The sequence below is a fragment of the Janthinobacterium kochi genome (genome assembly GCF_051380715.1).
In the GTDB taxonomy this organism is placed as follows: domain Bacteria; phylum Pseudomonadota; class Gammaproteobacteria; order Burkholderiales; family Burkholderiaceae_D; genus Janthinobacterium.
In genome coordinates this window covers 492,141-513,869 of record NZ_JBNYXO010000001.1, presented here as the reverse complement: position 1 = coordinate 513,869, position 21,729 = coordinate 492,141, and the positions used below count along the sequence as shown (strand labels likewise).

At 62.6% G+C, this 21,729-nt stretch carries 23 protein-coding genes and 4 tRNA genes; 8 read left to right on the top strand and 19 right to left on the bottom strand.

Annotated elements, in window-relative coordinates; all coding sequences use genetic code 11:
• From ACQ4WL_RS02460 to ACQ4WL_RS02430, 7 genes are all read right to left on the bottom strand, one after another.
• Entirely contained in the window at positions 1 to 504 is a 504-nt protein-coding gene (locus ACQ4WL_RS02460) for a DUF1993 family protein (protein WP_436507843.1), read from the bottom strand.
• Between the two features lie 61 nt (positions 505 to 565).
• On the bottom strand, positions 566 to 1,447 hold the full coding sequence (locus ACQ4WL_RS02455) for a CE1 family esterase (RefSeq protein WP_436507841.1): 882 nt from the start codon (positions 1,445 to 1,447) through the stop codon (positions 566 to 568).
• Between the two features lie 72 nt (positions 1,448 to 1,519).
• Complete coding sequence (locus ACQ4WL_RS02450; RefSeq protein WP_436507839.1) at positions 1,520 to 2,743, bottom strand: sensor histidine kinase; 1,224 nt, start codon at positions 2,741 to 2,743, stop codon at positions 1,520 to 1,522.
• Positions 2,740 to 3,441, bottom strand: coding sequence for a response regulator transcription factor (locus ACQ4WL_RS02445; RefSeq protein WP_436507838.1), 702 nt, complete (start codon positions 3,439 to 3,441; stop codon positions 2,740 to 2,742). Before ACQ4WL_RS02445 ends, ACQ4WL_RS02450 begins: the two co-directional genes overlap by 4 nt.
• On the bottom strand, positions 3,438 to 3,977 hold the full coding sequence (locus ACQ4WL_RS02440) for a GNAT family N-acetyltransferase (RefSeq protein ID WP_436507836.1): 540 nt from the start codon (positions 3,975 to 3,977) through the stop codon (positions 3,438 to 3,440). The genes ACQ4WL_RS02445 and ACQ4WL_RS02440 overlap by 4 nt, the downstream gene beginning before the upstream one ends.
• A 15-nt stretch (positions 3,978 to 3,992) precedes the next feature.
• Positions 3,993 to 4,340, bottom strand: a complete 348-nt coding sequence (locus ACQ4WL_RS02435) for an SMI1/KNR4 family protein (protein WP_436507834.1) — start codon at positions 4,338 to 4,340, stop codon at positions 3,993 to 3,995.
• Positions 4,337 to 4,900 carry a GNAT family N-acetyltransferase gene (locus ACQ4WL_RS02430; RefSeq protein WP_436507832.1) on the bottom strand — a complete coding sequence of 188 codons (564 nt, stop codon included), beginning with the start codon at positions 4,898 to 4,900 and terminating at the stop codon, positions 4,337 to 4,339. The genes ACQ4WL_RS02435 and ACQ4WL_RS02430 overlap by 4 nt, the downstream gene beginning before the upstream one ends.
• Before the next feature lie 180 nt (positions 4,901 to 5,080).
• Between ACQ4WL_RS02430 and ACQ4WL_RS02425 the strand changes: the two genes are divergently transcribed.
• Genes ACQ4WL_RS02425 through ACQ4WL_RS02415 form a run of 3 tightly spaced genes read left to right on the top strand, consistent with a single transcriptional unit; the run spans position 5,081 to position 7,053 of the window.
• Positions 5,081 to 5,845 (top strand): CPBP family intramembrane glutamic endopeptidase, encoded by a 765-nt coding sequence (locus ACQ4WL_RS02425; RefSeq protein WP_436507830.1) that lies wholly within the window; start codon positions 5,081 to 5,083, stop codon positions 5,843 to 5,845.
• 9 nt (positions 5,846 to 5,854) lie between these two features.
• Complete coding sequence (locus ACQ4WL_RS02420; protein ID WP_436507829.1) at positions 5,855 to 6,505, top strand: hypothetical protein; 651 nt, start codon at positions 5,855 to 5,857, stop codon at positions 6,503 to 6,505.
• Positions 6,506 to 6,546: 41 nt separating this feature from the next.
• On the top strand, positions 6,547 to 7,053 hold the full coding sequence (locus tag ACQ4WL_RS02415; protein ID WP_436507827.1) for a P-loop nucleotide/nucleoside kinase family protein: 507 nt from the start codon (positions 6,547 to 6,549) through the stop codon (positions 7,051 to 7,053).
• Here ACQ4WL_RS02415 and ACQ4WL_RS02410 read toward each other — a convergent pair.
• Positions 7,050 to 8,195, bottom strand: coding sequence for an alpha-hydroxy acid oxidase (locus tag ACQ4WL_RS02410; RefSeq protein WP_436507825.1), 1,146 nt, complete (start codon positions 8,193 to 8,195; stop codon positions 7,050 to 7,052). The two genes, ACQ4WL_RS02415 and ACQ4WL_RS02410, sit on opposite strands and share 4 nt — an antisense overlap.
• Positions 8,196 to 8,287: 92 nt before the next feature.
• The gene (locus ACQ4WL_RS02405; RefSeq protein ID WP_436507823.1) at positions 8,288 to 9,244 is read right to left on the bottom strand and encodes a phytanoyl-CoA dioxygenase family protein; all 957 of its coding nucleotides are present in this window, start codon (positions 9,242 to 9,244) and stop codon (positions 8,288 to 8,290) included.
• A 115-nt stretch (positions 9,245 to 9,359) separates the two neighbouring features.
• Here ACQ4WL_RS02405 and ACQ4WL_RS02400 point away from each other — a divergent pair, with 115 nt between their 5' ends.
• A complete protein-coding gene (locus tag ACQ4WL_RS02400; protein WP_436507821.1) occupies positions 9,360 to 10,232 on the top strand; it encodes a helix-turn-helix domain-containing protein in 873 nt (290 codons plus the stop codon).
• Positions 10,233 to 10,317: 85 nt separating this feature from the next.
• On the opposite strand, the gene ACQ4WL_RS02395 is transcribed toward ACQ4WL_RS02400, so the two are convergent.
• The 4 genes from ACQ4WL_RS02395 to ACQ4WL_RS02380 all read right to left on the bottom strand — a co-directional run bounded on the left by ACQ4WL_RS02395 (position 10,318) and on the right by ACQ4WL_RS02380 (position 10,956).
• Positions 10,318 to 10,394, bottom strand: a tRNA-Arg gene (locus ACQ4WL_RS02395).
• Between the two features lie 171 nt (positions 10,395 to 10,565).
• Positions 10,566 to 10,642, bottom strand: a tRNA-Arg gene (locus tag ACQ4WL_RS02390).
• A gap of 78 nt (positions 10,643 to 10,720) precedes the next feature.
• Positions 10,721 to 10,797, bottom strand: a tRNA-Arg gene (locus tag ACQ4WL_RS02385).
• A gap of 82 nt (positions 10,798 to 10,879) precedes the next feature.
• Positions 10,880 to 10,956: transfer RNA gene (locus ACQ4WL_RS02380), tRNA-Arg, on the bottom strand.
• A gap of 425 nt (positions 10,957 to 11,381) precedes the next feature.
• Between ACQ4WL_RS02380 and ACQ4WL_RS02375 the strand changes: the two genes are divergently transcribed.
• Together ACQ4WL_RS02375 and ACQ4WL_RS02370 are read left to right on the top strand one after the other, a co-directional pair.
• Positions 11,382 to 13,835: a hybrid sensor histidine kinase/response regulator gene (locus ACQ4WL_RS02375; protein ID WP_436507819.1), complete on the top strand. Its 2,454-nt coding sequence runs from the start codon at positions 11,382 to 11,384 to the stop codon at positions 13,833 to 13,835.
• A gap of 312 nt (positions 13,836 to 14,147) precedes the next feature.
• Positions 14,148 to 15,131, top strand: a complete 984-nt coding sequence (locus tag ACQ4WL_RS02370) for a response regulator (RefSeq protein ID WP_436507816.1) — start codon at positions 14,148 to 14,150, stop codon at positions 15,129 to 15,131.
• Between the two features lie 75 nt (positions 15,132 to 15,206).
• On the opposite strand, the gene ACQ4WL_RS02365 is transcribed toward ACQ4WL_RS02370, so the two are convergent.
• Complete coding sequence (locus ACQ4WL_RS02365) at positions 15,207 to 15,602, bottom strand: hypothetical protein (protein WP_436507814.1); 396 nt, start codon at positions 15,600 to 15,602, stop codon at positions 15,207 to 15,209.
• Between the two features lie 307 nt (positions 15,603 to 15,909).
• On the opposite strand from ACQ4WL_RS02365, the gene ACQ4WL_RS02360 reads away from it, so the two are divergent.
• Entirely contained in the window at positions 15,910 to 16,623 is a 714-nt protein-coding gene (locus ACQ4WL_RS02360) for a sensor histidine kinase (RefSeq protein WP_436507812.1), read from the top strand.
• Positions 16,624 to 16,641: 18 nt separating this feature from the next.
• Here the strand turns inward: ACQ4WL_RS02360 and ACQ4WL_RS02355 are convergent, their stop codons facing one another.
• Entirely contained in the window at positions 16,642 to 17,049 is a 408-nt protein-coding gene (locus tag ACQ4WL_RS02355) for a hypothetical protein (protein WP_436507810.1), read from the bottom strand.
• A 157-nt stretch (positions 17,050 to 17,206) separates the two neighbouring features.
• On the opposite strand from ACQ4WL_RS02355, the gene ACQ4WL_RS02350 reads away from it, so the two are divergent.
• The gene (locus ACQ4WL_RS02350) at positions 17,207 to 17,722 is read left to right on the top strand and encodes a DUF6265 family protein (protein WP_436507808.1); all 516 of its coding nucleotides are present in this window, start codon (positions 17,207 to 17,209) and stop codon (positions 17,720 to 17,722) included.
• Positions 17,723 to 17,765: 43 nt separating this feature from the next.
• On the opposite strand, the gene ACQ4WL_RS02345 is transcribed toward ACQ4WL_RS02350, so the two are convergent.
• The 4 genes from ACQ4WL_RS02345 to ACQ4WL_RS02330 form a co-directional block, all read right to left on the bottom strand.
• Positions 17,766 to 19,064 carry an NAD(P)/FAD-dependent oxidoreductase gene (locus ACQ4WL_RS02345; protein ID WP_436507806.1) on the bottom strand — a complete coding sequence of 433 codons (1,299 nt, stop codon included), beginning with the start codon at positions 19,062 to 19,064 and terminating at the stop codon, positions 17,766 to 17,768.
• A 15-nt stretch (positions 19,065 to 19,079) separates the two neighbouring features.
• Complete coding sequence (locus ACQ4WL_RS02340) at positions 19,080 to 19,571, bottom strand: hypothetical protein (protein ID WP_436507805.1); 492 nt, start codon at positions 19,569 to 19,571, stop codon at positions 19,080 to 19,082.
• Between the two features lie 93 nt (positions 19,572 to 19,664).
• Positions 19,665 to 19,841, bottom strand: a complete 177-nt coding sequence (locus ACQ4WL_RS02335; RefSeq protein WP_436507804.1) for a hypothetical protein — start codon at positions 19,839 to 19,841, stop codon at positions 19,665 to 19,667.
• A gap of 87 nt (positions 19,842 to 19,928) precedes the next feature.
• Positions 19,929 to 21,578 (bottom strand): methyl-accepting chemotaxis protein, encoded by a 1,650-nt coding sequence (locus ACQ4WL_RS02330; protein WP_436507802.1) that lies wholly within the window; start codon positions 21,576 to 21,578, stop codon positions 19,929 to 19,931.
• Between the last annotated feature and the right edge of the window lie 151 nt (positions 21,579 to 21,729).

Sequence of the window (21,729 nt, the reverse complement as noted above, 5' to 3'; positions counted from 1 at the left end):
CTACGGCGCGGCAGGCCGCTCGAATGAAAACCCCGGCGCATACGCGTGATAACCGTCGAAATCACCCTTGCCAATGGCCGCGCCTGCACTGCGCGCAATCGCATACGCCATGCTGAAGTGAAAGTAGAAATTCGGCACAATGTACAAATTCAAATATGCATCGGCTGGCAGCGCGATATCGGCAAAGCCGGCACGGTCGCGGCAGATGCGCCCGGGCGGCCCGTCAAAACGCTCCACTGGAATGTCCTTGAGGTAGCGCATGGTTTGCGCGATCTGTTCCTGCAGGCTGGCGGCAGCGCTGAAATCGGCCACGTCCAGCCCCGCCAGCGGGCAGCAGCCGCGCAGGGAAAAGCTCACGGCCGCGCGCACTTGCTGGGCGAATGGCAGCATGTCCGGGTGCAGCCGCGCCGCCAGCATCGGCGGCGCCGTGCCGGTCTTGTCGAGCATGGCGGAAAGCTGCGCCAGCGAGCGGCAAAAGATGGCGACGGGATGGCTGTTCATCATTTCCTTGTGCAAGATTCAATCTGACAAGAGTGTGCCACAAGCATCCGCCCCCCCCATAGCGTTAATGCCGGTGCTTGCTGAAAAACTCCCAGATGACCTCATTCGCATCGATGGCGCGCGTGGTCTTGCCGATGGGCAGGCCGACATTGAAGGCATCGGCGCCCGGCCACGTGTGGCCGCCCTCCTTGACCGTGAGCAAGGCCACGCTGGCGCCGCCAGCGCCGCCATCCTGGCCCAGCCAGGTCACTTGCGTGGCGTCGCCAGCGGGGCCAGGGAGCAGGCGCGACTGCGGCGCGGAGCCTTCGATGCCGTTGTGCCGGCGCCAGTAATCGAACGTGCCTTCTGCCGACAGGTAGCTGGCGGCCTTGCCTTCATGCAGCACGACCTTGTCGGCCGTGCCCTGTATCAACAGCATGCCGACCTTGTCCGTCTTTTTATGATGCTGCCGCACCGGTTCCGGCATGGGCGCGCCCACCGAGGCGACAGCGGCGAACTGCTGTGGCAGCTCGGCCGCCAGGCGCAAGGCAAAGAAGCCGCCGCGCGACAAGCCCGTGGCATACACGCGCTTGTCGTCGATGCGGTAATCCTGCCTGAGTTTACTTAACATGGCTTGCGTAAAGCCGATATCGTCCGTGCCTGTCAGGTAATCCATCCCAAAGCCCACGTTCCAGTCTTGCTTGATACCTTGCGGATACACAACGATGAACTGGTGCCGCTCGGCCGTCCTGTTCATCTGCGTGTATAGCATTTGTTCCGCCATGCTCATGCCGCCGCCATGGAAATTGAAGACGACGGGAAAGATTTTCTGCGGTGCGCTGTCGTAGGCGGCGGGCGTGTAGACGATGTAGCGGCGCTTGTCTTGCTTGTGCTGCAACGATTGCACCTGGGCCAGCGCTGGCGTGGACAGGCTGCACAGGATCAACAGACTGATGGCGATTTTCATGGGCTTCCCTTCAAGTAAAAGAGTAGCCAGCATAAACAGGGGCAGGTGAAATCGCGGTGAAATCAGGCCCCTTTATTGCGTCTTGGCCGGAAGGATCGCGACACGGTACTGCGTCGCGCCGGGGCGGAAAACAATCTGCCAGTGCATGGCTTGTGCCAGGCGCAGCAGCAGGTTCTGGCCATGCGCGAAACCGTGGATGCGCCGTGGCTGTCCTGCCTGCACGGTATTGACGATGTTCAGGCGGCCTTGCGCAAACACAATGCTGATGCGGCAATCGGGACCGCCATGGAACAGGGCATTCGCCAGGCAATTATTGATGAGCAACATGACCAACTGCCCGTTGCCAATCACCTCCAGCCGCTCGGGCAAGTCCAGGGTTAGCAGGCTGGCATCCCAGCGATGTTCGTCGAGCAGGCGCAGCAGGCATTGCTCGATGCAGCCGCGCAATTCCAGCATTTCGCCCGGCAGTTGCTCAGCCCGTGCCAGCGCGAACAGCGCGTCGATGGTGGCGCGCATCTCGTCCGTGGATTGCCGCAGCTGCGCCTGCGCCTGCCCGCCCAGGGGCTGTGCATTCGCCAGCGCAAGAGTGTTGTGCATCAAGGTCAGCGGCGTGCGCAATTCATGGCTGACGTCGCGGGTAAATGCCTGTTCGCGCTGCAAGACCGCCTGCAGTTCGGCAAAGGTGGTTTCCAGGCGGCGCGCCAGGAAACCGATCTCGTCGGGGCGGTCGCGCTCGCTGAAATGGACAGTGCTGCCGGGCGCCAGCTGGCGCGCTTCCTGGGCCAGGCGCTGCAAGGGCAGCACGAGGCGCCGCGCCAGCCAGTACGCCAGCAGCAAGGCCAGGGCGATCAGCGCCAGCGCCACGCCTGCCACAACACTGCCCACTTCCCGCGCCAGGCGCGACACCACCAGCACGGGCGCCACGTCGGCCAGCAGATAGCTGCGCTGCGCCTTGTCGCCGGCAACGACATCGAGCGCCAGCACGTGATAGTGCTGGCCCGTCGTGGTAAACACTTCCCCGCGCGGCGCAGACGGCGGCACTTGCGCACGCACCGCTTGAGGCAAGTCAAGGTAACTGCCATAAACCGTGATGAGGTCGCTGCCAGAGGGCGTAAGCTTGCCGTGCTGCTGCCAGCGCAGGCTGACGGCCGCCGCTTCGCGCTCGAGCAGGCGCTGCACCAGCATGTCTTCCGTCACGTAGGCGATCACCAGCGCCAGACCCGTGTAGCACAGGCACAGCAATACGGTGAAGCCGGCCAGGGCGGCGAACAGACGCTGCCGGATCGACTTGCTCATGCAGACGCCGCAGAGTCGAAGACAAGGCGGTAGCCCAGCTGCGGTATGGTCACCAGCGCGCCCGCCGCGCCGACCGACTCCAGCTGCTTGCGCAGCGCGTAGATGTGTGATTTGAGGGCGTCGCTGTCGGGCGGCCGGCTACCCCATAGCTGTTGCAGCAAGGCCGAGCGCGACACGGCGTGCGGATGTTCGCGGCACAGCAGCAGCAGGATTTTAAAACCCGTCTGCGTCAGCGGCAGGGGTAGATCGCCGATCAGGGCGCGTCCTGCGCGCGTCTGCAAGGTGAATGGCCCCACGCGCATTTCCTGGTGCAAGTGCAGCTGATGCCGGCGTGCCAGCGCTTCGCAGCGCAAGGCCACTTCGCGCAGGTCGAACGGCTTGGTCAAATAATCGTCAGCGCCGTCGCGAAAACCGCGTGCCTTGTCTTCATACGCATCGCGCGCCGTCAGCATCAGAATCGGCACATTGCTGGGCGCCCCCGCCTTGATGGCGCGGCACACGTGCAAGCCATCCATGTCGGGCAAGTTCAGGTCCAGCAGCACCACGTCATAGCTGTTGCGCGTGGCCAATTGCACGGCCAGCGCGCCCGTGCCCGCATGGTCCGTCTGCCAGCCCAAGCCGTCGAGGAAGTCGAGCACCTGGCGCGCAATGGCCAGGTGGTCTTCCACCAGCAGGATGCTCAAGGGAAGCTTGCTCATGGAACGCCGGCAATGCGCGCATACAGCCAGAAGTTACCGGATTTTCCACGGATCTGCCGGTAGCAGCGCAAATAGCCTTCCCGTTCAAAATCGCAGCGCTCGAGCACGCGGATCGAACGGCTATTGCTCTCCAGCACAGTCGCCTGGATGCGCAGGAGGCCCAGGTACTGGAAGCCCCAGTCCACGACAGCGTTCACGATGGATGTCGCCACGCCCCGGCCCCATACAGCTGGGGCCAGGTCGTAGGCGATTTCAGCCGTTCGGTGTGGCGCGGAAATGGTATTCAAGCCGATCGTACCCACCAGTTGGCCACCGTCGCGCAGCACCACAGCCAGCCGTATCGGCGAAGACGGCTCTGCCGATGCGTAGTCATCGACATTGGCCTGCAGATCGTCGACGCAACGCAAGTCCCAGCTCGTGTGCTCCACGACAACAGGGTTGGCCAGATACGCGTACCAGGCGCGCGCATCGTCGCGCACGAGGTCGCGCAACGTTACCAGTGGATGATCGCAACTTGGCAAGTCTTCTGGCTTCATCGCTATACACCCTCCTCAGTCAACGGGGCAATCGCCGGCCAGCCAGGTTTGGAAATCCTCGGCGACCAGTTCGAAATCGTCGCGCTGCATCGAGCCATGCCCCACCAGATACACAGCCGTTGAGGCGCCATCGAGCGCCAGCATGACGGCGCGCCCACCGCTGTCGTCGCCGATGGTGACGAAGCCGGGGCAAAATTGCTGCGTCTCATACGTTTCGTTGCGTTCCCGCAAGCTGTCCAGGCCGTACAACATTACCTGTTCGCCGCGCATGCCCTCTTGCCAGTCCGCGAGAAAACGCAGGTAGTGCGCCGGCAACGTGTGGCCCAGCCAGCGCTGGACGGCGTCGATGTCTTGCCCGCTCACGCTGCGCCCTTGCGCCGCGCTTCCCACGTGCGCCGCAGCAAACCGTACAGGGCCGAATCGCTGACTTGCCCGCCCACGATCCAGCGTTCGGGCAGGAAGCCTTCCTTGTTGAAACCCTGGCGCTCGAGGGCGCTGGCCGAACCAGCGTTGTGCGGGTCGATGTCGGCTTCCAGGCGGTTCAGGTCGCGCTCGACGAAAGCGAATTCAAGCAGCGCCGACAAGGCTTCGTGCATATAGCCACGGCCCCAGTACGGACGGCCCAGCGCGTAGCCGATTTCGGCGCGGCGGTTCTGGCGGTGCTCGGAAAACAGGCTGCAGCTGCCCAGGTATTGGCCCGTCGCCTTCAGCTCGACGGCGAAACGGAAGAATTCCTCTTTCTCGAAAGCGGCAATGTCCTCGGCAATCTGGCGCGCGGCGCGGCCGGCATCGGTCCACGGCGGTTCGCTGAAATAGCGCATCACTTCGGGGTCCGCATGCATGGCGAATTGCGCCGCCTCATCCGATGGCTGCGGCTTGCGCAGAATCAATCGTTCAGTGGTGATGGTCTTGCTGTAGGTCATGGCGCTCCTGTCTGGCGGCAAACGGACGAATGCTTATTATTTCATGCAACTATAACGATGTGGCAATTTTGTGACGATGCTTTTAATGTACTATGGCAATACTTTTCACCATATCATTGATGCAACTTCATGCTCCGCCCATGTACGCAGTAACCGACGCAGCCAACACCGAAGCCCACCATGTCCATCCCTAGAATCCACCTCACCATGCCGCTCGCCGTCGGCGCACTGTCCGTCTGGCTGTGCTTGAGCCTGGGCGGCCGCTGGCTGGAATCCGCCGGCTACGCCTTGCCGGGCGCAGCCGTCACCGGCCGTATCGGCCTGTCGTGGGCGCTGGCCGCGCTGTTCGCACTGGCGCTACTGCTGGCCTCAAGCCGGCGCCGTGCGGCGGGCCTGTGCGCACCGCCGCTGAAAACGCTGTGGCTGGTCTGGCCGCCCCTGCTGTATGCCTTGCTGATGCTGTTGCTGGCCTGGGCGGGCGGCTGGCCGCAGCCGCGCGTGCTGCTGATCGTGGCCTGCAATGCGGCGCTGGTGGCCATCTCTGAAGAACTGATGTTCCGCGCCATCTTGTTGCAGGGCATGCTGGACCGGTATGCCGTCTGGCCCGCCGTCCTGATGTCCTCGGCGCTGTTCGGCCTGGCCCATACGGCCAACGGCCTGGCCACGGGCGACGTCAGCGGCGCCCTGTGGCAAGCCGTCGCCGCCACCTTGCAGGGCATCGGCTATGCGGCCATCCGCCTGCGCACCCGTTCGGTATGGCCCATGGTGCTCGTGCATGGACTGTGGGACTATGCGCTGGTGACGGCCACCTTGCCGAACCCTGCCGAGTATGGCGTGTCCATCCTGCCGTATGTCGCCCTGCTGGCCGTGCTGCCCTTGTGCCTGTACGGCATCTACCTGCTGCGCCCCAGCCAGAGGGCGGCCATATCTCAACTGCAACCATAAAGAATCCGCATGGCGTTTTTTTCCCGTGATTATGAGGTATTCCTGCTGCTGGCCGCAACCGATGCGCCGCCGCTGTGGAATGCGGCGCAATGGACGCCGTTTGCCGCCAGCCTCGATGGCCTCATGGCGCGAGCGCGGAGCAAGGCCGGCGTGCGCAGCCATCAATACAATCCCAAGGGCAAACCGATTGCGTTTGGCCGCCTGGGCTGGGACGCCAAATCGCACGCGAAATGGACGCACACGGCGGCCACGACGCAAGCGCGCTTCATGAGCCTGGAAGCGTGGGCGCCCACCTGGACCATTTGCGAAAAGGACGACCAGGCGCCCGACCTGTTCCTCGCCCTGGCCAACGAATCGCTGCTGGGGCGGGCCGGCAAGCCCCTGCAATTTGGCCAACGCCTGGTGTGCGCCATCGCCACGGACATGGGCCCGGAAGCGGCCGCCACCTTGCGGCAATCCCTGGCGCAACTGGCCGCGCAGCAAGACGCCGTCGTCTTCGCCCATACGCGGCGCCAGTGGGGCCGCGCCGCGTACGGCGGTTTCACGGGGGCCATCCAGGATATGCTGATCGGCGGCCTGTTCCAGCCCGACGACCCGCATGCGCGGCCGCTCGATGCGGCCACATTCCGCGAGCCATGGACGCGCATCGGGCAGGCTTGACAGCGCGAACCAGGCTTTGTTTCTTTTTTTAGCGAGCGACCATGCCCCCTACTTCCAGCACCACCGCCCCCCCCACCCTGCACCTCGTGTGCGGCAAGATTGCTTCCGGAAAATCCACCTTGACCAGCCAGCTTGCGCAAGCGCCACACACCGTGCGCATCAGCGAAGACAGCTTGCTGGCGCAACTGTATCCGGGCCAGATTGCCAGCCTGGCCGACTACGTGGCCTGCGCGGCGCGGCTGCGCGCGGCCATCGCCCCTTTGGCCCTGCAGATGCTGCAGGCGGGCGTCTCCGTCGTGCTGGATTTTCCCGCGAATACGCCCGCCAGCCGCGCCTGGATGCGCGAACTGTTCCAGCAGGCGGGCACGCCGCACGTGCTGCACTACCTCGACGTGCCGGACGACGAATGCAAGGCGCGCTTGCGCCAGCGCAATGCCAGCGGATTGCACCCGTTCTCCACCAGCGATGCGCAATTTGATGACATCACGCGCCACTTCGTGCCACCACAGGCGTCGGAAGGCTTTGATATCGTGCGAATTGCCGTTTAAAACGTTCCCGGTAGCAGGATTTTTTTATCCACATGCTGCAGGTCGCGCAAGCCGCAAAAGGCCATCGTCAAGTCGAGTTCATTGCGGATGATGTCCAGGCATTTGGTCACGCCCGGGCCGCCCATGGCGCCCAGGCCATACAGGAAGGGACGGCCGATGTACACGCCTTTGGCGCCCAGCGCCACAGCCTTGATCACGTCCTGGCCCGAGCGGATGCCGCCATCCATGTGCACTTCGATCTGGCTGCCGACGGCGTCGACGATGGCGGGCAAGGCTTCGATCGACGATTGCGCGCCGTCGAGCTGGCGCCCGCCGTGGTTCGAGACGATCAGCGCATCGGCCCCGCTTGCCACGGCCAGGCGCGCGTCTTCCGGGTCCATGATGCCCTTGATGATGAGTTTGCCGCCCCAGCGCTGCTTGATCCACTCCACGTCCGCCCACGACAGGCTCAGGTCGAACTGCTGCTGCGTCCAGGCCGACAGCGACGACATGTCGGACACGGACGTGGCGTGGCCGACGATGTTGCCGAAACCGCGCCGCTTCGTGCCCAGCATGCCCGCCACCCAGCGCGGCTTGGTGGCCATGTTGATGATGTTGGGAATCGTCAGTTTCGGTGGCGCCGACAGGCCGTTGCGCAAGTCCTTGTGGCGCTGGCCCAGCACCTGCAAGTCGAGCGTCAATACCAGCGCGCCGCACTTGGCCGCCTTGGCGCGGTCGATCAGGCGGTTGATGAATTCGCGGTCCTTCATCACGTACAACTGGAACCAGAACGGTTTTGTCGTGTTCGCCGCCACGTCTTCGATCGAGCAAATGCTCATGGTCGACAGGGTGAACGGCACGCCGAATTTTTCAGCGGCCTGGGCCGCGAGAATTTCGCCATCCGCATGCTGCATGCCCGTCAAGCCCGTGGGCGACAGGGCCACCGGCATCGACACATGCTGGCCCACCATGGTCGAGGCCAGGCTGCGGTTTTCCAAGTTGACGGCCACGCGCTGGCGAAATTTGATTTTGGCGAAGTCGCTGTTGTTGGCGCGGTACGTCGATTCCGTCCAGGAACCGGAATCGGCGTAGTCGTAAAACATGCGCGGCACCCGTTTCTGGGCCAGCACGCGCAAGTCTTCGATGCAAGTGATGATACTCATGCGTTTCCTCGGTCGATGGCAAGTCGGACCATGATCGTGCATTTACCCGCAATTGTCTATCCAGCAGGCAAGACTGGCGGATGGAACGTGGCTTACCAGTCGCGCGCGCCGAGAATCTTCTCGCCCAGTTCGTTCAGGCGCGCTTGCGGATAGCGCAGCTTTTCCTTTTCCTCGGGGTCGCCGGGAAACGCGTAGCCCTGCGGCGCGCTGCGCTCGCGCCAGCTTTGCACGCGCCAGTCGCGCAAGGCTAGCTTGTCTTCCTGGGCTGGCGTGAAGGAAATATATTGCGCCAGGCGCACCTGGTCCGTGGAGGTATTCGGACGGATGCCGTGCGCCAGCAGGCTGTTGAAAATCAACAACTCGCCTTTCTTCATGGCGATGAATTCCATCGGGTACGGCACCGTCGCCAGGTCCGGCTGCCACGGGTTGCGGTCCTTGGGCGCTTGTGCGCGCCATGCCAGCAAGTTGTTGAACAGTTCTGGATAGCACTGGAAACCGCCGCTCTCGGGCGAGGTGTCGGACAGGGCCAGCACGCCTTGCACGTTGACGGGCAGCGGGTCGAGCGTGGTGTCCGCATCCCAGTGGATGAAGCCGCCAAACTTGCGCTTGCCGTTGTTCGGCGTGTTCAGGTTGGCGCGGTCGATGGTCACCCACAAATCTTGACGGTCCCAGATGTCGACGAAGGCGTCATATACCCGTTGGGTCTGGCGGTTATCCCACAGGGCCTGGTTGTGATAGGCCTCGACCATGCCGGAACCGTTGAGTTCCTTCATCGCGTGGTCGCGCAGCTGGTCCCGGTTCCAGGTGGCGGGGTCGTTCTGGTCGAGTCCCTGGAATTCCCACAGGAAATCCGTTGTGCGCCGTACTTGCTCGGGCGGCACGGCATCCTTGACGATCACGTAGCCATAGGTTTGCCAGTGCAAGAAGTCACTGTCGGACAGCACGCGCAGCGGCAGCTGTTTCTCGATGTCGCGCAACTGGGTCTGTTCCGTGTAGGCCACGGACGGGTTGCCGGGACGGCCTTCGCCGTATTGATATTTGTCTTGCATCGCTGTCTCCTGTGTTGGTGTGGGACAGATTGTGCGATGGCACTGCCAGCTGAAATGCGCGCCGAGCGGCCAATACTGATACCATCCTGACTATTCACGCCATCAGAACGTCACAATGACGCCTTTATTCGAACAAGTCACGATACCTGCCGGACACTCCTGGGGCTTGCTGTGGCGCGAACTCGACACCATTCCCTTCATCTGGCACTACCACCCGCAGTTCGAACTGACGCTGACGGTGAATGCCCGGGGACAACGCTACATCGGTGACCACCTGGGCGATTTCGAACCGGGCGACCTGGTGCTGCTGGGACCGAATTTGCCGCACACCTGGTCGGCCAGCGAGCGCATCGACAGCGCGCAGCCGATGCTGGCCGTCGTCGTGTGGTTTTCGCTGGAGTGGCTGGAGCAGTTGGCGGCCTGTTTTCCCGAATTGCACAGCGTGCGGCAACTGGCTGCCCGCGCCGGGCCGGCCCTGCACTTTTCGCCGGCAACGAGCGCACGCAGCGCGGCCAAACTGCTGCAATTGCAGGCCTTGCCAGTGCCGCAGCGCCTGCCGCTGCTGCTCGACGTGCTGCTGGATCTGGCGGGAGACACGGTGGCGCAGCCGCTGGCCTCGATGGCGCAGGCGCCGCTGCCCGATGGCCAGCACAAGCGCATGGCCAGCGTGTTTGATTTCATGCACGCGCATTTCCGGGAAGAAATCGCACTGGAAACGTTGGCGCAGCGGGCGGCCCTGTCGCTGGGCGCCTTTCACCGCTGCTTCAAGCGCCACGCGCACTGCACGCCGGGCGCGTACCTGGCGCGGCTGCGTATCGGCCGCGCCTGCCAACAGCTAATCGAGAGCAATCTCGCCATCGCCGTCATCGCGCAAGAGGCGGGCTACCGCAACCTGGCGCATTTCAACCGCCAGTTCCGCGCCGCCAGGCAAGTCACGCCGCGCGCGTTTCGCCTGCAGTACCGACTCGCTGGCAAGCGCATTGGATAAAGTGGCAGGAATCGCAAGAATGCGCCCATGCTGCGCGCACCAACGAAAAAGGGGATCAGATTTTACAATCTGACCCCCAATATTCTGGTGCGGCTGGCAGGAATTGAACCCACGACCCCTTGGTTCGTAGCCAAGTACTCTATCCAGCTGAGCTACAGCCGCCTAAGACAAGATTATAGCAGGGCTTTGCAGAATGGCAAAGGGCGTATCGGCACTATTTCACAATTGACGACCGCCCCTGTTTTTCAACAGCAGGCAGTACCGCTGCCGACCGGACGAACGAAAAAAAACCCGGAAAGTCACCTTTCCGGGTTTTTTCTTTACTGCTGATACTGGTGCGGCTGGCAGGAATTGAACCCACGACCCCTTGGTTCGTAGCCAAGTACTCTATCCAGCTGAGCTACAGCCGCAAACTCTGAAACACTTCGCCGAACGGCACGAAGCTTGAAACTTTCATCAAAACCAGGCAAACCTGATTTTGGCAATACTGGTGCGGCTGGCAGGAATTGAACCCACGACCCCTTGGTTCGTAGCCAAGTACTCTATCCAGCTGAGCTACAGCCGCAAAACTTCTACAACAGCTCCGATACGGCATGGAGGCAAAACTTTTTACAACAAAACCAGGCAAAGTCTGATTTTCAGTATTCTGGTGCGGCTGGCAGGAATTGAACCCACGACCCCTTGGTTCGTAGCCAAGTACTCTATCCAGCTGAGCTACAGCCGCGCAGGCAAACATTATAGCGTATTCATTTCGCTTTGAAAAGTTCGATTTTTCAATCGCTTAGCTGATTTTGCAGAATACCGCCCCGCACCATCAAGCCTCTTTTCACTGCCGAAAAGTCTACGCCTTTCATCGATGGACACACTTGCTTTCACAGTGGCATCCAGCGCCTCGAGAAGTTGCTGTCTCGAAAGAAGCGGGATTATAGGGACTGCCTTCCCGCCTGTCCAGTGCTATCTGCAGGCGGCACGCAAGCGTGCGGTGGCGGCGCGCCGCTTGGGGCTACAATACCGGCCAGACAGGGGCGCTTGTGCTTCCTCTCATGCATGACGGCAGGCAGTTCCATCATGCCCCACTCACTGCGCTTAGCGATGGCGGCCCGGCGGGGCAACAGCCTGTGCGGCAGACTCACCGTTGCAGGATTTCCGATGGCTATGCATGACCGCAAGCAAGATCTGCTACCCCCATCAGCGCCGCTGAGCCTGTCAGACGAGCGCCTGGCCAACTTGCTGGAGAGCATTACCGACGGCTTCTGCCTGCTCGACCACGACTGGACCATCCGCTACATCAATACGCGCGGCGCCGACATGCTCGCGCCGCAGCGTCCTCCTGGCAGCCAGCTGGCGGGCAGCAGCCTGTGGCAAGCCTGCCCCGACTTGCAGGGCACGGAACTGGAAGAGCCGTACCGGCGCGCCATGGCGCAGCAGCACAGCAGCAGCTTCGAGCTGCTGTATCGGCCACTGGGGCGCTGGCTGGAAGTGCGCATCTTCCCGTCCAGCGAAGGCTTGACCACGTATATCCAGGACATCAGCCAGCGCAAGGCGGCCGAGGAAAGCTTGCGCCAGCGCGAGGAAGACTTGCGCGCACTGGCCAATTCCATCCCGCAACTGGCCTGGATCGCCAGCTTCGACGGCACCATTGCCTGGTACAACCAGCGCTGGCACGACTACACGGGCACCAGCGCGGAACAGATGGCGGGCGAGGGCTGGAGCATTGCCTATGACGCGCAGTACCTGCCGCCCATGCTGCAAGGCTGGAAGGCTGCCTTGCACGATGGCACGCCCTTCGAAATGGAATTTCCCATCCGTGGCGCCGACGGCCAGTATCGCTGGTTCCTGACGCGCGCCAACCCCGTGCGCGACCAGGGCGGCCAGCTGCTGCGCTGGTTTGGCACGAGCACCGACGTCGACCAGGTCAAGCGCGCGCAGGAAGCCTTGCGCGACGAGACGCGCGTGCTGGAATTGCTCAATAACACGGGCGCGGCCCTGGCCGGCACGCTCGACTTGCCTGCCCTGCTGCAGGAAACCGTCGATGCGGCCACGCGCATCAGCGGCGCGCGCTTTGGCGCCTTTTATTATGACGATACGGGTGATATCCACCCCGCAGCGCGCGCCGTGAACGGCATCAGCCTGCACCAGGCCGATGCCATTGCGGTGGAACTGCGCCAGGGACCGGCCATGCGCCAGAACGACTTGCAGACCGCGCCCGACGCCTGCACCGACGGCGCGCCGCCGCTGCGCAGCTGCCTGAGCCTGCCCGTCAGCTCGCGCTCGGGCCTGTTGCTGGGGCGCTTGCTGCTGGGCCATCCGCAAACGGGCATGTTCAGCGCGCGCAGCGAACGCATCGTCTCGGCCATCGCGGCCCAGGCCGCCGTCGCGCTCGACAATACACGCCTGTACGCAGCCGCCACGCGCGCCGCCGACGAGCGCAAGGTGCTGCTCGACAGCGAACGCGAGGCGCGCGCCGAGGCCGAGCGCACGAATCAGCTGAAAGATGATTTTCTCGCTACCCTGTCGCACGAACTGCGCACGCCGCTGTCGGCCATCCTGGGCTGGGCCCAGGTGCTGCGGCGCGGCACGCGGGACCAGGCCGACCTGCACCGTGGTCTGCAAAGCATCGAACGTAATGCGCGCGCGCAGGCGCAACTGATCGAAGACTTGCTCGACATGAGCCGCATCACCTCCGACAAGGTGCTGCTGGACCTGCAAACCCTCGCGCCCGCCAGCGTCATTGCCTCGGCCATCGAAACCCTGCGCCCGGCGGCCGACGCCAAGCACATCGCCATCCACAGCAACATTGCCGGCGATGCGGGCAACATCACGGCCGACGCCGGGCGTATCCAGCAAGTGATCTGGAACCTGCTGTCGAATGCCCTGAAGTTCACGCCACAAGGGGGACGGGTCGATATCGGCGTGCGCCGCGAGAGCACCCGCCTGGCCATCACGGTGGCCGACAACGGCGTGGGCATCAAGAAAGATTTCCTGCCCCACGTATTCGACCGCTTCCGTCAGGCCGATGCCTCGACCACGCGCCGGCATGGCGGCCTGGGGCTGGGACTGGCGATCGTCAAGCACCTGGTGGAGCAGCATGGCGGCACGGTCACGGCCAGCAGCGCCGGCGACATGCAGGGCGCCAGTTTCACCGTGCGCCTGCCCCTGGACTCGCCGGCCGCTGCCGCGCGCCAAGCGGGCAGCACCCCGTCGGCCAGTCCTGACTTGCGCGGCGTCAGGGTGCTGCTGGTCGATGACGAGGCCGATGCGCGCGAACTGACGGAACGCATCCTGCGCGACAGCCACGCCGAAGTGCATGGCGCGGCCAGCGTGGCGCAAGCGCTGCAACTGCTGGAGCAGGTGCAGCCCCATGTGCTGGTCAGCGACATCGGCATGCCCGATGCCGACGGTTTCGACTTGCTGGCGCAAATCCACGCGCACGCCTCCCCGGATGCCGCCCGGCTGCCAGCGCTGGCGCTGACGGCGTTTGCGCAACCGCAGGACCGCCAGCGGGCGCTGGCCAGCGGCTTCCAGGCCTGGGTCTCTAAACCGCTGGACCCGGCCGAATTGGTGGCGACCGTGGCGCAACTGGCCGCGCCCTTAAAAAGATAATGTAAAGAAATACATAGTGCAGAACAAAATGACTATTTTTGTGGGTTGGCCTTCCTACTTTCAGACGCGGCACTGTCCTACAAGCAACTAAGCTGAAGTTTGCTACACTAAAATGCAGAAGCGCACCTGCACGGCAGGCAGGAAACAGGCAGCCTTGGCTGCCATTAGTGCCAGAAGCGAGTTCTAGCGCTGTTGTGCGCCCCATCTTGTTGCAAGGCGCTACTATCTCTTCCACCGCCGTCAGCCGCGCCGTTTGCCCATTCGCTGCGGCACAAGCCAGCGTTGCATAGACCGTATTAACCGAGACCCTACATGCCCAGCCAAGATGAAATTTTGAAAGCCAAAATTTTGGTCGTCGACGATTCGCCCGACAATGTCGACCTGATGCTGGAAATCCTGCGCGATGCCGGCTATACCAACGTCACGGCAACCATGCGTCCGGCCCAGGTCTGCCCCCTGCACCGGGAGCATTGCTATGACTTGATCTTGCTGGATCTGCAAATGCCGGAACTGAATGGTTTCCAGGTCATGAAAGGCTTGAAGGAAATCGAGCATGGCGGCTACCTGCCCGTGCTGGCCCTGACGGCACAACCAAGTTTCAAGATCGCCGCCCTGGAAGCGGGTGCGCGCGACTTCATCAGCAAACCCTTCGACCTGATGGAAGTGCACAAGCGCATCCACAACATGCTGGAAGTGCGCCTGCTGTACAAGGAACTGGCGCAATACAGCAAGCAGCAGCAGGAACTGGCGCTGCACGACCCCCTGACGGGCTTGCCCAACCGCCGCCTGCTGGAAGACCGCATCGAGCACACCTTGTTGCAATCGGCCCGCATCCGCGGCAAGTCGGCCATCCTGTACCTGGACCTGGACGGCTTCAAGGCCATTAATGACAGTTACGGCCACGGCTATGGCGATGAGATCCTGAAAATGGTCGCGACCCGCCTGGTGGGCGCGTCGCGCAAGGAAGATACGGTGGCGCGCATCGGCGGCGACGAATTCGTCATCGTGCTGGGCAACCTGGCCGGCAAGGGCGACGCGCGCGAACCGGCCGCCAAGCTGATCGAAGTCATTTCCGAACCGTATTTCATCAACGACCTGACCTTGCGCCTGTCGACCAGCATCGGCATCGCCATCTACCCGGACGACGCCAGTACCGTCGAATCCCTGCTGGGCGCGGCCGACACGGCCCTGTATGAAGCCAAGCGGGCCGGCAAGAACCGCTTTTGCTGCTGTCCCCACGAAGTGATCGCGTCGCAGGTGAACATGCAGAAAAACAGCATCCCCTCGATCGCCTGAATGTTTGCTGCGCGCGGCGCGTAAAAAAACCGGCAAGCCATCACGGCCAGCCGGTTTTTTAATGTTCAACAGGCTTTATTTCTTGCCTGCCGTCACTTCGTGCTGGCCCGCATGCTGGTGATCCGTTTGTGCATTCACGGTGTCCGGCGCCACTTCGATGCGCGTGATGCCGGCATCGACGGAAATCGGGTCGCTGGCGGGGAACGTCATTTCCACGGCGTCGTCGAGCAGCTCTTCCTTGGCCCGCTCTTCGCCGCTCATGCCCTCTTCATCGGCCAGGATGGCCAGCGCACTGGCCCATTTGACGAAATTGAGATTGGACAGTTCGCGCACGGTGTTCACACCAAACGCTTGCTGCAAGGCTTTGGCATCCTTGGCGCTGACGCCGCGCAGGGCGCTGATGGGGGCATTGACGATGTCGCGGAAGCTTTTGTCGGCATATTGCTGGTCGACGATGGTATCGATATTCATGGCATGTCCTTTCGTTTCGGTAAGCGGGCCGGTGCTGCACCCTGCGCCGCATGGCGGCTATGCTGCATGGGGATGCACAGCCCCACTATGGCAGCGTAGAGCGCCCCGGTATGTGCGCAGCCGTACGTAACGACAGGAAGCATGCCTGCTGGCGCAAACGATAATATTGTCTGTTGCATAAAAATGATGGAAGGAGATCAAAATTGCCGAAAAGACAGAAATTTTCCATCCATGCGCCCCGCGATGAAATCCTCATGTATGATCCACAACTTGAATTTGGTCCACCTTTCACCATTCACGGGGCGCTATGTCCGCACAAACAGATCCGAACAAGGAAGCGGCCCAGGCCGATGCGGAGCGCGCCGCCGATCTCAGCGAGTTGCTCGGTCATGTCAACACCAGCTGGGACAATGAACGGCGCGCCCTGTCGCGCCAGCTGCACGACAGCCTGGGCTCCTCGCTGACGGCGCTGACCATGCACTTGTCGCTGCTGACGCAAAAAATGCCGCAGGAAGCGGCCTTGCTCGACCGTGCGGCGACCATGAAGCAATTGCTGCTGAATGTGATTGAAACCAACCGGCAAATGCAGATGAAGCTGTGGAACGACAAGCTGGAGTTTCTCGGCGTGAATGTGGCGCTCGGTGAACTGGCCGCGCAATTTTCCGAACAGCACAAGATCACCGTGCGCTGCAGCCTGCCCGACGATGAACTGATTTGCCCGCGCAACGTGGGCGTGGCCCTGCTGCGTACCCTGGAAGAAGCGCTCAGCAACATCGCCACGCACGCCCATGCCACGCAGGTGGACATCATCATCGACGACAACGACGAAGCGCTGATGATGACCGTCAAGGATAACGGCCGCGGCTTGCCAGCCAGCGAATCCGTCGAAATGAGCAAGCACGGCCTGCGCTCCGTGCGCGAGCGCGTGCATTACCTGGGCGGCAGCCTGAGCCTGGCGGCCAACCCGCCAGGCGGCACGGCCCTGACCGTCGTCTTGCCACGCATAAATCCGAAAGAATAGGCAGTACCCTGCCCCGCCTCAAGGCCCGCAGAACGGCACGGGCTCTGGCGCGCCACCGGCCTGCCCATCTGTCGCAGCCCAAGTGGCGATCACTCCATGGAAAAATTCCTGCGCCGACAACGGCAGTGCGCAGACGAGCGCCACCATGCCGCCTTGCGCGCCAGACGCGTCCCGGCGCAAGGTCAAGAACACGTCAATATTGCCAAGTTGTACTGTTTCCCCGGGCGGGTACAGACCGTCCAGCGACAGCCTGAAAGCAGGCGGCGCTGGCGCCGCATCGCCGGACACCCGGCATTCCAGCCAGGCCTGCCCTTCCCCGCCCATCCAGGCGACACAGACAAGCTGGTTACCGCTCGCGTGCATGCTCCAATGGCCTTCGCAGCCCTGAAGGCCAGCGCTGCGCTGCTGTGTAAAAGAATCGTGCATGATTGCTCCCAGTATTGGATAAGCCAGTAATACCATTCCATAAAGTATAAGTCTTTTCGACATGCGGTTCAAACGGGCAGCGCGCCTCGGCTACACTGCGCAAGCGCACCGTCAATACCATTCTTATATCTGACATATTTCAAGGACAGGAGATCGTATGCAACGTCTTGCCACGACGTGGTTTGTAGTCCTGCTGGCCATGGGCGCCGCCCAGGCCGCCGAAAAGACCGTGCCGCCGCCGGAAACCGTGGACAAGCTGGCCTGGCTGGCGGGCTGCTGGAACGTCGACGGCGCCGAACCCGGTTCCGGAGAACAATGGAGCACGGCCGCCGGCGGCACCCTCCTCGGCGCCAGCCGCACCGTCAAGGGCGGCAAGACGACGGCCTTTGAATTCGTGCAGATCCGCCTCACCGAGCCGGGCCAGCTGGCCTACATCGTGCAGCCGGCGGGCCAACCTCCCGTGATCTTCAATCTGCTGCGCCAGGACAAGCCGAATGAATTCATCTTCGCCAACCTGGACAATGACTTCCCCAGCCGCATCATCTACCGTCACGACAGCGAACGCATCTTGCATGCCAGTATCACCGGTACCATGAAAGGCAAGCTCACCACCATCGATTTTCCCATGACGCGGGGCCGCTGCGAAGCAGCGCCCCTCGCGCGCGGCAAATAGAAAAGGGGCCTTGCGGCCCCTTTCTGATCGGATACAAGCTGAGTTAATGCAGCTTGACCTGCGGCGTGCTGCGCTTGATCAGGAAACGCCCCATGGCCATGACGGCCGTGCGCACGCTGCCAAGCACCGCATTGTGGTGCATCAGATGCAGGCTGACGTACATCATGCGGGCCACGAAGCCTTCCACGAACCAGCTCAGGCCCTTCAGCGAACCCATCAGGGTGCCGACCGAGGTGGTGCGGCCAAACGAGACAAGCGAACCGTAGTCCAGGTATTCATATGGTTTCGTTTGCGGCGGCTTGCCTTTGGCTTGCAACAGGAACGTTTTCAGCAGGTAATCGGCTTGCTGGTGGGCAGCCTGGGCGCGCGGTGGCACCAGCTTGCCGTCCGGCCCCATGCAGGCGGCGCAATCGCCCAGCGCGAAAATATTCGCATGGCCCTGCACATTGAGCATGCCCGTCACTTCCAGCTGGCCGGCGCGGTTGGTCGGCAAACCCAACGTCGACAGGAATTCCGGCGCGCGGATGCCGGCGGCCCACACGCAGATATCGGCCGCATAGCTGGTGCCGCTGGCCACGTCGACCTTGTCCGCGGCGATGGCCGTCACGCGCGTATCAGTCACCACCGTGATGCCGTGTTTTTTCAGCAGTTTCGAGGCGGCGATGGAGACCCGTTCAGGCAGCGGCGCCAGGATGCGCGGCGCCCCTTCGAGCAGGGTGATGCGCACGTCCTTGATGGCGTTGAGATTCTGGAAACCATACGCGGCATACACGCCGCTCGCTTCGCGCAATTCGGCCGCCAGCTCGACCCCCGTGGCGCCACCGCCGATGATGACGATGTCGACACCGGGATGGCCCGCATCGCCCTGGCGCTGCTCGGCCATGGCCAGCAGTTTCAACAGCGTCAGGCGGAAACGTTCGGCGTCTTCCGTGGCATTCAGGGAAATCGTGTTTTCCTTGGCACCGGGCACACCGAAGTAATTCGAGGTACTACCCACGGCCAGCACCAGCCGGTCGTAGTGAATTTGCCGTTGCGGCAACAATTGCTCATCCTTGTCGGTGGCGATGGCGCCCACGGTGAGGCTGTTCGACGCGGCGTCGAGCCCGATCAAGGGACCATAGACATAGGTAAAACCATTGTCATGCGCCAGCATCTGGTACGACAGGCCCTCTTGATGAATGTCCAGGGTGCCGGCCGCTACCTCATGCAGCGACGGCTTCCAGATATGGTACAGGCGGCTGTCGACCAGGATCACCTGGCCGGAGCCGAGCTTGCGGCTGAGTTTGCAGGCCAGCTCCAGGCCGCCTGCGCCGCCACCTACGATAACGATTTTACTGTGCAAAGATCCTCCTCCTTGTTAATCCCTGTGTCCGTTGCCATTGCCGTGACCGTTGCCATGGCCTTTGCCCGGCTTGTTGTCATGCTTGTCGCGCTTGTCATCATGCTTGTCAAAGTGCTTGTCATGCTTGTTATCCTGACGGCCACGGTCGCCGTAATCGGGACGGCCATGGTCGCCATGCTGCTGGCGGTAACGGGGCACATATTGGTTGTTATACCAACTATCCTGGACGAAATAGACCTCTTGGTTACAGGCATTATATTTGCGGCAGTGCCTGGACCAGTTTTTCGCATGGCCAGGCGGCACGCGCAAATAGATCGGACGGGCAGAATAGTATTGCGGGCGCTGCACAATGACAGGCTGGGCATAGATCAATTGCGGTGCAGGATAGTCGCCCACGTCGATGCGGCCGTAAAAGCCGGGCTGGCCAATGCTGACCGATACGCCGACCTGGGCGACGGCAGCGGTGGCGGCCGACAACAAGACGGCGGCAAGAATCAGGGTTTTCATGGGGACACTCCTTTTATCAGTTATGCGACAATTGTAGACCTTGTGCGCCACGCTGTTTGTTCGCAAGGACACATAAGGACTGCCGTGGCAATCTCACCACAGCTTGCCCAGAGACACGACCAAGCCACGCGGCAGGCCGATTTCGACTGCCAGCAGCAGCTGCGCCGTGGCGCCCCAGCGGTCGCTGACGGGCGTGGAAAAGGAGGTCGCCGGCCCGTTTGCGGCGCGCCATGGCGGCGCGCGCAGGCCTCGCCTTCGGGCTGCAAGCACGCAGACGCCATGGAAAACCCGGCAGTGGCAAACGCGCAATAGCGACTGCTACCACCGCCGCGCCGATTGCACCCGAGCCAGCCGGGTTCAGGCCAGGCGCCGCACGCCCTGCCTGGCCGTGGGCGCCGGCCGGCGCAGCGGCGTGACATTGCTGGCCGGCGCGACGGCCAGCTGTTGCGCCTGGGCATGCAGGCGGAACACGCCCACCAGTTCGGTCAAGGTCTGCGCCTGGTCTTGCAGCGATTCGGCGGCCGCGGCCGCCTCTTCGACCAGGGCCGCGTTTTGCTGCGTCACCTGGTCCATTTGCAGCACGGCCTGGTTGACTTGCTCGATGCCGGCGCTCTGCTCGGCGCTGGCGGCCGTGATCTCCTGCATGATGTCGGCCACCTGGCGTACGCTGCTGACCACTTCGTCCATGGTCTTGCCCGCGTCATGCACAAGCTTGGAACCGATTTCGACCTGCTCAACAGAGTCGCCGATCAGGGTCTTGATTTCCTTGGCCGCACTGGCAGAGCGCTGCGCCAGATTGCGCACTTCGGATGCCACGACGGCGAAACCGCGCCCCTCCTCGCCCGCCCTGGCCGCTTCCACGGCCGCGTTCAAGGCCAGGATGTTGGTCTGGAAGGCGATACCGTCGATGACGCTGATGATGTCGACGATCTTGCGCGAAGAGGCATTGATCGATTCCATCGTCTGCACCACCCGCCCCACCACGGCACCACCCTTGCCGGCCACATCGGAGGCGGCCCCGGCCAGTGCATTGGCCTGGCGCGCATTGTCCGCATTCTGCCGCACGGCCGACGTCAGCTGCTCCATCGAGGAGGCCGTTTCTTCCAGCGAACTGGCCTGCTCTTCCGTGCGTGACGACAAATCCAGGTTGCCCTGGGCGATTTCACCCGAAGCCGTGTTGATGGTATCCGTGCCCGAACGCACCTGGCTGACGATACCCACCAGCTTGTCGCGCATGGCTTTCATGGCAAACAACAGGCTGGCGTTATCATGGCTGGCCGTGCGGATATCCACGGTCAGGTCCCCCTCGGCGATGGCGCCGGCGATCTTGACGGCATACGCCGGTTCGCCGCCGAGCTGGCGCGTCAGGCCGCGCGTGATCAGCGCCCCCAGCGCCAGGCCGGCTGCCATGCTGCCCAGCACCAGCGCGAGCATGAAGCTGCGGCTGGCCTGGTACACGCCCGACGCCTGCTCGGCGGCCGCCTTGGCGCGCTCTTCCTTCTGCAGCGAGAGTTTATCGAGCACACCATCGAGTTCGTCCGCATGCAGCCGCGTCTTGTTGAGCAGTTCGACCAGTTGCGCGCTGCGCTGGGCCAGCGGCCCGGCCGCGGCCAGCGCCTGCTGCATGGTGACGACGTACTCGGCTTCGACAGCGGCGAAGCGGGCAAACAGCTCCTTGGCCGCTGGCGTGACGAACAGCGGTTGCGCCTTGGCCAGGTAGCTTTTATTCATATCGAGGAATTTGGCGATGTCGGCCTGGCGCGTGGCGCGCTCCTCGTCGGTGCTGGCCAGCAAGAAATTACTACGGGCGCGGCCCACCTTGATCAGCGCGATATTGGCTTCCTTGATGTGGGACAGACCCAGTAACTCATTGTGGTACATCTGCCCGGCCATGGCGTCGATCTTGCCCATGTTAAAGATGCCGATGCCGGCCACGATGGCCCCCATCAGCGCCACGCAAAAAAACGCCGCGATCAGGCGCGTGCCCACCTTCATCTGACTCAACATGATTCCCCCATAGTCCGGCCACCAGTGCTCGAAGAAGCAGCGGAATGTCTTGAATATAAAGAAAATAGCGGGGTAGAAATACGCGCATTGTCACTAAACGACAATAGCTTGATTTATAACAACAAGCATCAGGGCTTGCCGTGCTAGGCAA

Excerpts from the sequence above, each read along its gene's own strand:
- ACQ4WL_RS02460 (WP_436507843.1), bottom strand. The coding sequence starts at position 504 with ATGATGAACAGCCATCCCGTCGCCATCTTTTGCCGCTCGCTGGCGCAG.
- ACQ4WL_RS02455 (WP_436507841.1), bottom strand. The coding sequence starts at position 1,447 with ATGAAAATCGCCATCAGTCTGTTGATCCTGTGCAGCCTGTCCACGCCA.
- ACQ4WL_RS02450 (WP_436507839.1), bottom strand. The coding sequence starts at position 2,743 with ATGAGCAAGTCGATCCGGCAGCGTCTGTTCGCCGCCCTGGCCGGCTTC.
- ACQ4WL_RS02445 (WP_436507838.1), bottom strand. The coding sequence starts at position 3,441 with ATGAGCAAGCTTCCCTTGAGCATCCTGCTGGTGGAAGACCACCTGGCC.
- ACQ4WL_RS02440 (WP_436507836.1), bottom strand. The coding sequence starts at position 3,977 with ATGAAGCCAGAAGACTTGCCAAGTTGCGATCATCCACTGGTAACGTTG.
- ACQ4WL_RS02430 (WP_436507832.1), bottom strand. The coding sequence starts at position 4,900 with ATGACCTACAGCAAGACCATCACCACTGAACGATTGATTCTGCGCAAG.
- ACQ4WL_RS02425 (WP_436507830.1), top strand. The coding sequence starts at position 5,081 with ATGTCCATCCCTAGAATCCACCTCACCATGCCGCTCGCCGTCGGCGCA.
- ACQ4WL_RS02420 (WP_436507829.1), top strand. The coding sequence starts at position 5,855 with ATGGCGTTTTTTTCCCGTGATTATGAGGTATTCCTGCTGCTGGCCGCA.
- ACQ4WL_RS02415 (WP_436507827.1), top strand. The coding sequence starts at position 6,547 with ATGCCCCCTACTTCCAGCACCACCGCCCCCCCCACCCTGCACCTCGTG.
- ACQ4WL_RS02410 (WP_436507825.1), bottom strand. The coding sequence starts at position 8,195 with ATGAGTATCATCACTTGCATCGAAGACTTGCGCGTGCTGGCCCAGAAA.
- ACQ4WL_RS02405 (WP_436507823.1), bottom strand. The coding sequence starts at position 9,244 with ATGCAAGACAAATATCAATACGGCGAAGGCCGTCCCGGCAACCCGTCC.
- ACQ4WL_RS02400 (WP_436507821.1), top strand. The coding sequence starts at position 9,360 with ATGACGCCTTTATTCGAACAAGTCACGATACCTGCCGGACACTCCTGG.
- ACQ4WL_RS02375 (WP_436507819.1), top strand. The coding sequence starts at position 11,382 with ATGGCTATGCATGACCGCAAGCAAGATCTGCTACCCCCATCAGCGCCG.
- ACQ4WL_RS02370 (WP_436507816.1), top strand. The coding sequence starts at position 14,148 with ATGCCCAGCCAAGATGAAATTTTGAAAGCCAAAATTTTGGTCGTCGAC.
- ACQ4WL_RS02365 (WP_436507814.1), bottom strand. The coding sequence starts at position 15,602 with ATGAATATCGATACCATCGTCGACCAGCAATATGCCGACAAAAGCTTC.
- ACQ4WL_RS02360 (WP_436507812.1), top strand. The coding sequence starts at position 15,910 with ATGTCCGCACAAACAGATCCGAACAAGGAAGCGGCCCAGGCCGATGCG.
- ACQ4WL_RS02355 (WP_436507810.1), bottom strand. The coding sequence starts at position 17,049 with ATGCACGATTCTTTTACACAGCAGCGCAGCGCTGGCCTTCAGGGCTGC.
- ACQ4WL_RS02350 (WP_436507808.1), top strand. The coding sequence starts at position 17,207 with ATGCAACGTCTTGCCACGACGTGGTTTGTAGTCCTGCTGGCCATGGGC.
- ACQ4WL_RS02340 (WP_436507805.1), bottom strand. The coding sequence starts at position 19,571 with ATGAAAACCCTGATTCTTGCCGCCGTCTTGTTGTCGGCCGCCACCGCT.
- ACQ4WL_RS02330 (WP_436507802.1), bottom strand. The coding sequence starts at position 21,578 with ATGTTGAGTCAGATGAAGGTGGGCACGCGCCTGATCGCGGCGTTTTTT.